This is a genomic window from Paramesorhizobium endophyticum, from assembly GCF_014640615.1.
In the GTDB taxonomy this organism is placed as follows: Bacteria; Pseudomonadota; Alphaproteobacteria; order Rhizobiales; family Rhizobiaceae; genus Paramesorhizobium; species Paramesorhizobium endophyticum.
Genome location: NZ_BMHH01000002.1, coordinates 386,208 through 393,598, shown reverse-complemented (window position 1 = coordinate 393,598; position 7,391 = coordinate 386,208). Strand labels below are relative to the sequence as shown.

The 7,391-nt window shown below is 58.4% G+C and carries 5 protein-coding genes and 5 pseudogenes; 6 read left to right on the top strand and 4 right to left on the bottom strand.

The genetic code is table 11. The annotated features are described in order from the left end of the window. A pseudogene (locus tag IEX53_RS23665) lies at window positions 1-249 on the top strand (hypothetical protein); the annotation flags it as partial. Between the two features lie 295 nt (window positions 250-544). Here IEX53_RS23665 and IEX53_RS04390 read toward each other — a convergent pair. Continuing rightward, window positions 545-1,420 (bottom strand): LysR family transcriptional regulator, encoded by an 876-nt coding sequence (locus IEX53_RS04390; protein ID WP_188821785.1) that lies wholly within the window; start codon window positions 1,418-1,420, stop codon window positions 545-547. A gap of 672 nt (window positions 1,421-2,092) precedes the next feature. Between IEX53_RS04390 and IEX53_RS04385 the strand changes: the two genes are divergently transcribed. Further along, window positions 2,093-3,184 carry an alkene reductase gene (locus tag IEX53_RS04385; RefSeq protein WP_188821783.1) on the top strand — a complete coding sequence of 364 codons (1,092 nt, stop codon included), beginning with the start codon at window positions 2,093-2,095 and terminating at the stop codon, window positions 3,182-3,184. A gap of 151 nt (window positions 3,185-3,335) precedes the next feature. Then, window positions 3,336-4,166 (top strand): SDR family oxidoreductase, encoded by an 831-nt coding sequence (locus IEX53_RS04380; protein WP_236016024.1) that lies wholly within the window; start codon window positions 3,336-3,338, stop codon window positions 4,164-4,166. A 5-nt stretch (window positions 4,167-4,171) separates the two neighbouring features. Here the strand turns inward: IEX53_RS04380 and IEX53_RS23780 are convergent. Together IEX53_RS23780 and IEX53_RS23775 are read right to left on the bottom strand one after the other, a co-directional pair. Beyond that, window positions 4,172-4,308 (bottom strand): annotated as a pseudogene (locus tag IEX53_RS23780) (TrbI/VirB10 family protein); the annotation flags it as partial. A gap of 1 nt (window position 4,309) precedes the next feature. Further along, window positions 4,310-4,479 (bottom strand): annotated as a pseudogene (locus tag IEX53_RS23775) (MobA/MobL family protein); the annotation flags it as partial. Between the two features lie 101 nt (window positions 4,480-4,580). Here IEX53_RS23775 and IEX53_RS04370 point away from each other — a divergent pair. Together IEX53_RS04370 and IEX53_RS23770 are read left to right on the top strand one after the other, a co-directional pair. Continuing rightward, window positions 4,581-5,147 (top strand): annotated as a pseudogene (locus tag IEX53_RS04370) (ATP-binding cassette domain-containing protein); the annotation flags it as partial. A gap of 13 nt (window positions 5,148-5,160) precedes the next feature. Beyond that, a pseudogene (locus IEX53_RS23770) lies at window positions 5,161-5,301 on the top strand (IS5/IS1182 family transposase); the annotation flags it as partial. 289 nt (window positions 5,302-5,590) lie between these two features. Here IEX53_RS23770 and IEX53_RS04365 read toward each other — a convergent pair. Beyond that, on the bottom strand, window positions 5,591-6,661 hold the full coding sequence (locus IEX53_RS04365) for an MATE family efflux transporter (protein ID WP_236016023.1): 1,071 nt from the start codon (window positions 6,659-6,661) through the stop codon (window positions 5,591-5,593). Between IEX53_RS04365 and IEX53_RS23765 the strand changes: the two genes are divergently transcribed. Continuing rightward, window positions 6,573-7,070 (top strand): hypothetical protein, encoded by a 498-nt coding sequence (locus IEX53_RS23765; protein WP_236016038.1) that lies wholly within the window; start codon window positions 6,573-6,575, stop codon window positions 7,068-7,070. The two genes, IEX53_RS04365 and IEX53_RS23765, sit on opposite strands and share 89 nt — an antisense overlap. Window positions 7,071-7,391 lie beyond the last annotated feature (321 nt).

The following is a 7,391-nucleotide window of genomic DNA, read 5'->3' as shown; positions in this document are numbered from 1 at the left end:
CTAACCGGAGCCTTCTTCGCACGCTCACATCTCCCGCGGCAGGAGGGCAGCGGGAAAGCGCTTACGAAGATGATGGCTGCGGCTAGCAATTCGTGCGACGAACGCCTTGAGCGCACTTTCGAACTGGTCCCGCGAGAGGCCTTTCTTGGACCAGGGCCTTGGCAGATCGTGGGCTATAATCTGCGCTACCTAGAAACGCCCAGCGCTAATCCTGTCCATCTCTATCAAAACGTCTGTTCTCGTCGTTGAAGACGATCCGCCGGTGCGCATTTCCGCTACTGATTTTCTCATGCAGGCGGGTTGTGTACGCTCGAGGGCGTCGCCGTCAGCGATCTCAAACTGCCCGTGTCCATCGCGTATCGCGCGGATGATCCTCCGGGACCGGCCGGCCGATGGCTTATCCGAAGATTGGGCATGCGCGCCAACCTCATCGCCGGCTTCGCCGAAAGTTACGTCATCGGGGGCAGTGAGCGGTAATATTTAAGCCAGCCGGAGGTAACGTCTGTTCAAAGGATATTGGTCATCGCCAATGACCATTTGCTTTTCAAACTTCCATCAGCGTGGAGGACAAGAAATCGATAAACCGCTGGGTCTTGGCAGGTATGAGGCGAGTTTCGGTCACGGCGTAAATGCTGACCGACGACCCCTGCCATTCGGGCAGGATACGCCGGAGTCGACCGGTGGCCAGGTCTTCGGCGACGATCCTCTCGGGAAGCAGACCGATGCCCTGATGATTGACTGCCAGGGTGCGGATCATCCCGACGCTGTTGAGCGTAAAGCGGCCGTGGACGCCAACATCGACCTTGTTCATCTCGCGGTGCAAAGTCCAAGTCGGAGTCCGTGGCATGCAGAGGCATTCATGCTCCGTCAGTTCTGCCGGTTTAGCGGGCTCGCCTGACGCCTCGATATATCCAGGTGAGGCATAGAGATAGCGCGAATGTCCCCCTATCAGGCGAGCGATCAGACTAGAATCCTGCAATTTGCCGATGCGGATCGCCACATCAAACGGCTCGGCCACCAGATCGACACGGCGTGGGGTCAGGTCGAATTCGAACGTGATCTCGGGATAGCGTCGCGCGAAATCGATGATGACCGGTGTGAGATAAAGCGTTGCCAAGTCGACAGGTATCGAAACCCGCAGGACACCGCTGGGCTGCTCAACCATCGCGCCGAGTTGCTCGTGCGCCAGTCGCGCCTCGTCGACGATTCTCTTGCTTCGTTCAAAATAGATCTGGCCAGCCTCCGTGAGCTCGATCTTGCGCGTCGTGCGATGCAATAGTCTCAGGCTGATCGCCTTTTCCAGCTCGCTAATACGTCGCGAGAGAGTGGAGTTGGGCATGCCGAGAGCCTCCGCAGCCTTCCGAAAGCTCCTGGCTTTGGCGACCTCCACGAACAGCGCCATGTCGTTCAGATGGCTCAAGCATTGCTCCACAGATGGAATTTTGAAATCAATTCCGTCGAATTTATCCCAAGCATGGGCGGTGGTAAATATGCGCGAACGATGGGCGACTGCAGTGCCTGATCCCTGATCGGGTCACGGCGCGCGTGCGCCGCCAACTAGCTGGCGGCTTATGCCGACTGAAAAGCACTTAGTCGACAAGCCCACTCTTGTCGGCTGGCGCGCGTAGAGGACGGCTGTACCTGTTCGAAGTGGCCAGCATGGAGCTGACCATTCACAAGGTGATGAGAGCTTCTGGCCGGTTGATCGTGTCAACAACGATCAGGAGGCAAATCGTGAGTTTAGAAATCAAGCCCGACCAATCGATCCTTGTCCTAATCGACCATCAAGATGGGGTGGTGAGGCAGAATAAGACGGCCTCCGAGGCTGTACCGGGCCCGCCCGGGCTCGGTGAGATCGTGCCGATCCTGTGTGGAGCAGCTGTCTCATCCTGATCGCTCAGCCTTCCGCTGACAATTCGCGGACAGACGGAAGCCTAACCCTGACCAAAACCCCGCCTCTGCCTGGGGCGATGTTCTAGCCCCACGAGGCCGCACTATCGTCATTAGAAGCCTAGATTGCGCCATATATGGAATACTGTTTCCAGATCGATAAGATTTATACCGTTGCTGGAATAGTGCATAAGGGCTCTAAATGGAGAACATGATGAATACACTATTCACACCGGTCCAGCTTGGCCGGTACACACTTCACAATCGGCTGGTCATGGCGCCCATGACCCGCAGCCGCGCCGCCTTCGACGGCACGCCGGGCGACCGGGCCGCAGAATGTTATGCCCAACGCGCCGGCGTCGGCCTGATCGTCACCGAGCGCACACAGCCCTCGGATGACGGGCAGGGCTACCTTGCCACCCCGGGTATCTACACACCCTCCCACGTCGCCGGCTGGCGAAAGATCACGTCAGCAGTACACGGCGAAGGCGGCCGCATCTTCATCCAGCTCATGCATGTTGGGCGGATGTCGCACCCCGATAACACGCCGCATCACCGCCAGGGCGTCGCGCCGTCAGCGATCGCGCCGGCAACAGGCATCTTCACGGCCACCGGAATGCAGGACATTCCTACGCCGCGCGCGCTGACGACCGATGAGGTCCGCCAAACCGTCTCCGATTTCCGCCATGCAGCGCGCTCGGCGATAGAGGCGGGCGCTGACGGTATCGAGATCCACGGCGCGAACGCATACCTCGTTCAGCAGTTCTTTGCGCCAAGCGCCAACTCGCGCACGGACGAATATGGTGGCTCCATCGAGAACCGCGCCCGCTTCGCCATCGAAGTGGCTTCAGCGATTGCAGAGGAGATCGGCGCGGACCGCACAGCGATCCGGCTGTCACCGGGCACGACGATATGGGGGATCGACGAAGGCGCCGAAGGATCGGATCTCTACCGCCATCTCGTCGCCGAACTCGACAAGCTCGAGCTCGCCTATCTGCACACCATACACTTGGGCAACGAGCCGCTTCTCGCCGATATCCGCAAGCTCTGGCGCCAATCTTTGATCGTCAACCGGCCGGGTCGTCCGCGCGACCTGATCGGCGCCGATGTGACTTTAGGTCTGGCCGATCTTGAAGCCTATGGTCAGTTGGTCCTGGCCAATCCCGACTTTGCCGAGCGGTTGAAGGCGAATGCCGCAATGAACGAAGCCGACCCCAAGACCTATTATGGCGGCGGGACAGAGGGTTACATCGACTACCCCGTCCTGAGCGCTCGACTCAATACCAGTTCATGACGGGAGAATTCAATTGACCCAATCACTACATCCTTCGACGGCTCCAGATAAGAAAGCGCTCGCCGACGCCACCAATTCAAGCGCGCCGACCAGAAAGAAGGTTCTGGTCGTCGGCGCCACAGGATTCCTCGGGGCCAAGATTCTCCGCAATTTGGCGCAGGATGTGAACGCAGACGTCGTGGCGATGTCGCGTAAGGGCGCCCCCCGGAATGACAACACCGGCGTCAAATGGGTGCGCGGCGACATGATGGACCCGGCTTCACTAGATCGCGCCCTGCAGGGCGTGGACGTCGTCGTCAGTTCGGCGAACGGCTATATGAAGGGAAGCATCAACACGGACTTTCAGGGCAACAAGAACCTCGCCGAAGCGGCAGCAGAAGCCAATGTCGGCAGATTTGTCTTCCTCAGCATCGTCAGCTGCGAGGCTGCGTCAGCAGTCCCGCATTTCCACGCCAAGAAGGTGGCTGAGGATCTGATCAAGAAGTCCGGCGTGCCATATATCTTTGTCCGCGCGCCCACGTTTCTCGATCAGAGCGCGGACTTCATAGTGAAGGGCGTGAAAGCTGGCCGGTTCCTGGCCCTCGGCGATAAGACCACGAAATGGTCCTACGTTTTGACAGATGATCTGGCCTCGTATCTTGCAAAGGCTGCGACGTTCCCGGGCAGTGAGATCGACAATCAAACGATCGATGTCGGCTGGCGCGAAGGGCCAAAAAGCCAGCAAGAGATCGCCGATCTCATTTCCGGAATTACGAAGAGGCGTCTCAAGGTGCGGACCGTGCCCTGGCTCGTTTTCCGCTTGCTCGCACGTCCGGTGAAGCTGTTTTCCGAGCTCGGCTACGACATGATCCAGATGTTCCTGTTCTTCAAGACAGGCGCCTATGTCTCGAACATCTCGAAGCAAGAGCACTTCTTCGGACGCGCGCCTACGCCCCAAGATGCAATCACGCGGTGGGCGAGGAGCAATCAGCTGATTGCGTGATGCATACCCTGAGGGATCAGAAGCAGGCTACCTGTAGGGCTGTCGTAGACGTTCTCAGTCACTTGAGCGGTGTATGGCCCGGCAGGTCCGAGCGGATGCCGGTGATCAGCGCCGCCGGAATGACGGATCCTGCCTGCAGGATGAGCCTGCGTCATCTCGCGCGGCAGGGCACATTCTACCTCGCGAGCAAGCTGCGCATCCTTTCGCACCTCGAAGGCTTCGACATCGTTCCAAAGCGTTCGTGGTCACTCCATGCCTCGGGCGCGTTGTCCGGCAGCATGATCACGGAATGAACGACGCCGCGCTTGCCCGAAACTCTGGGAGCAGGCCTACGAGGACATTGCCACCAACCATGGCGCGCTGACGCCCGGCGTCGAACCCGACAACACCCTCGACAGCTTCTCCCTGGCGAGGATGGAGAGGATCGTCGCCAGCGTGATGGACGGTTCATACCGCTTCGTTCCTGTACACAGGCATTATATCCCCAAGCCCGATGGCCGGAAACGGCCACTGGGCATTCCCACGACGGACGACAAGCTCGTGCAGGCGGCAGCGAAGATAATGCTCGAATATGTATATGAGCCGATCTTCTCGGATCGCTCACAGGGGTTTCGCAAGGGGCATTCCTGCCATTCGGCTCTTGAACAGATCAAATACGGCTGGTCGGGTGTCAAATGGCTTGTCGAGGTCGACGTGTCGGGCTTCTTCGACAATGTCGATCACGACATCTTCGTCAACTTGCTGCGCAAGCGCATCGATGATGAACGGTTCATCGCCCTCATCAGCCGAATGCTCAAAGCGGGGCGTCCGGCACTCATCATAGGACAGTCCGGCTGCGGAAAATCGACGCTGGCTAAGCTGGCAAGTGGGCTTTACGCACCCGACAGTGGCCATATATTCGCCAACGGAAATGACATGGCGGAGCATGACCCCCGCAGCGTTAGGCAGACGATAGCCTATCTGCCACAGGAGGCGGAACTTTTTGCGGGGACTATCCGGGTTCACGCAGCTCAAGGTCCGCGGATTGGACAAGGTGAAGGCGGCCTTTACCTTCGCCCTTGCCGCCTACAACATCATCCGTCTTCCCAAGTTGCTCGGATCGACGGGAGAAAAGTGTCTTGAGGGAGGAAAATAAACCCAGATGACCGGCAAAACCTCGGCCATCAGGCCAAATCATACCGAAATCCGCCCAAAATTCGCCCCCAGCACGATCCCTTGCGGTAACGCAGCGCGAATTTCAGCAGCCTGTTCGGACGTAATCTAACTCATCAATTGAAGCGCACTTTGCATCCATTCCGTAATATACCGCTTTTAATTCTGGCCGAAAATAAGAAATTTCGCCCGTTAAAACTACGCGCACCATCCCGCCTGCCATGGCTCACCGTACCGACGCTTGCTTTTGATTCAAATCAATGCGGGAGTCTTTACGCCTCCAATCTCGTAGCTAACCAGTCGTCGCGGCCTTGGCGCTGCTGAAAGGGGAATTGGATGAAGGCGGTATTGCTTGAGGGGGCACGGGGAGGTCGGACGGGATTCTTCGAAAGATGCCGGATGACGCGGAAACAGGCGATGACAGCAACAATGCCAAAGAAGATACCGCCTGCCGACCAACCTGCCACCACCCCCTCGGCACCATACCATTGGGCACCGTACCAGATGAAGGGCAGTGTGCCGATGGTCGCACGGCCCCAGTTGAAGATCGTGGAAAGAACCGGGAACCCCAAATTGTTGAAGGCCGTGTTGGCGACGTAAAGCGGGCCGTTGAACAGAAAGCCGCCCGCAGCGACTAGACAGAAGAAGATGACGAAGTGACGGGCCTCGCCCGTCGCGTGGAAAATATCCGAAATCTGGTTCCGAAAGAGGGCGAGCAACAGCCAGGCCGTCCCCACATAAATAGTCGAGACCACAAGGCTGTCTCGCATGGCCAGGCGGACACGGTCGAGACGGCCTGCGCCAAAATTCTGGCCCACGATTGGGCCGACGGCACCGGAGAGCGCGAAAAGCAAGCCGAACGCGACAGGGATCATCCGACCGACAATGGCCCATCCCGCGACCGCTTCGTCGCCGAAATGCGCGATTCCGGCGGTGACGAAGGCATTTCCAATAGGCGTGGCGAGCTGCGTCATAACCGCCGACAGGCCGATCGCAGCAAAAGGGCGAAAAGCGGTGAGAAACCGCTTTCGATCGGGAAGTCGGACGAGCCGATGGATCATGACCGAGCCGTGAAAACCGACCGCCAGCAGGGCAAAGCGCGACACCACATTGGAAATGGCCGCGCCGGTAACCTCCAGATGAAGCACCAGAATCAGGAGCGGATCGAGAATGGCGGTCACGAGGCCGCCCGCAAGCGTGACATACATGGCTCGCCGTGCATCGCCGACGCCCCGCAATATGCCCGAAAAACACATGCCGACTGCCAAAACAGGGGTTGAGGGCACGACGATCTGCAAGAACGACGTGGCGATGTCTAGGGTTTGTCCGGTTGCACCGAGCATCTCGGTAAGCTGTCGCAGAAAAGGCCAGGTGATAGCGGTGAGCCCCGAAGGTCAATGCCACAACGATGATAATCGCCGCTCCTCCCATGTCCGCCGCTTCGTCGCGATTTCCCCGTCCCAATGCCTGCGATACCACCGCGGAGGAGGCTATGGTCAGACCGATGGCGACGGATGTGGTGAAGAAGACCAGCGTTCCGGCATAGCCGATAGCTGCGGCGAACTCTTGCTGGCCGAGCAGGGAAATATAGAAAAGATTCAGCGCATCTATGATGAAGATGGCGACAAGGCCAATGGCGCCCGTGCCTGCCATTACCATCACATGGCGCATGATGGAGCCGGTGACGAACTTCGCCGCAGCTGGAGGCATCTGCATCCCCTTCGCTGGGAGAGAATACTCCCGCTTCGCTGAGAATGCCACTCAAGGCCGCGCGATTGGGCTGGTTGCCTCTGTATGCGATGCACGTTCAGATTACGCCTCACAATGATCGCATTGCTGAGGTAGGGACGTACACCTAATATCGTTCAGCGGCCCTTTCCAGGCACATTGCCGGGTCACCAACCCTAGCCCTATAAAGGAGGACCATATGTCTTCCCGCATGCACCGTAGCAATTCTCGTCCATGCGACATGCTCATCCTTCAACAGGTCCTCAAAAAAGCGGGATATGTTACTGCCAAGATGGAACCACTGACCGGTCCGCTACGCCAGCCATCACAGGCGGCAATTCGGCG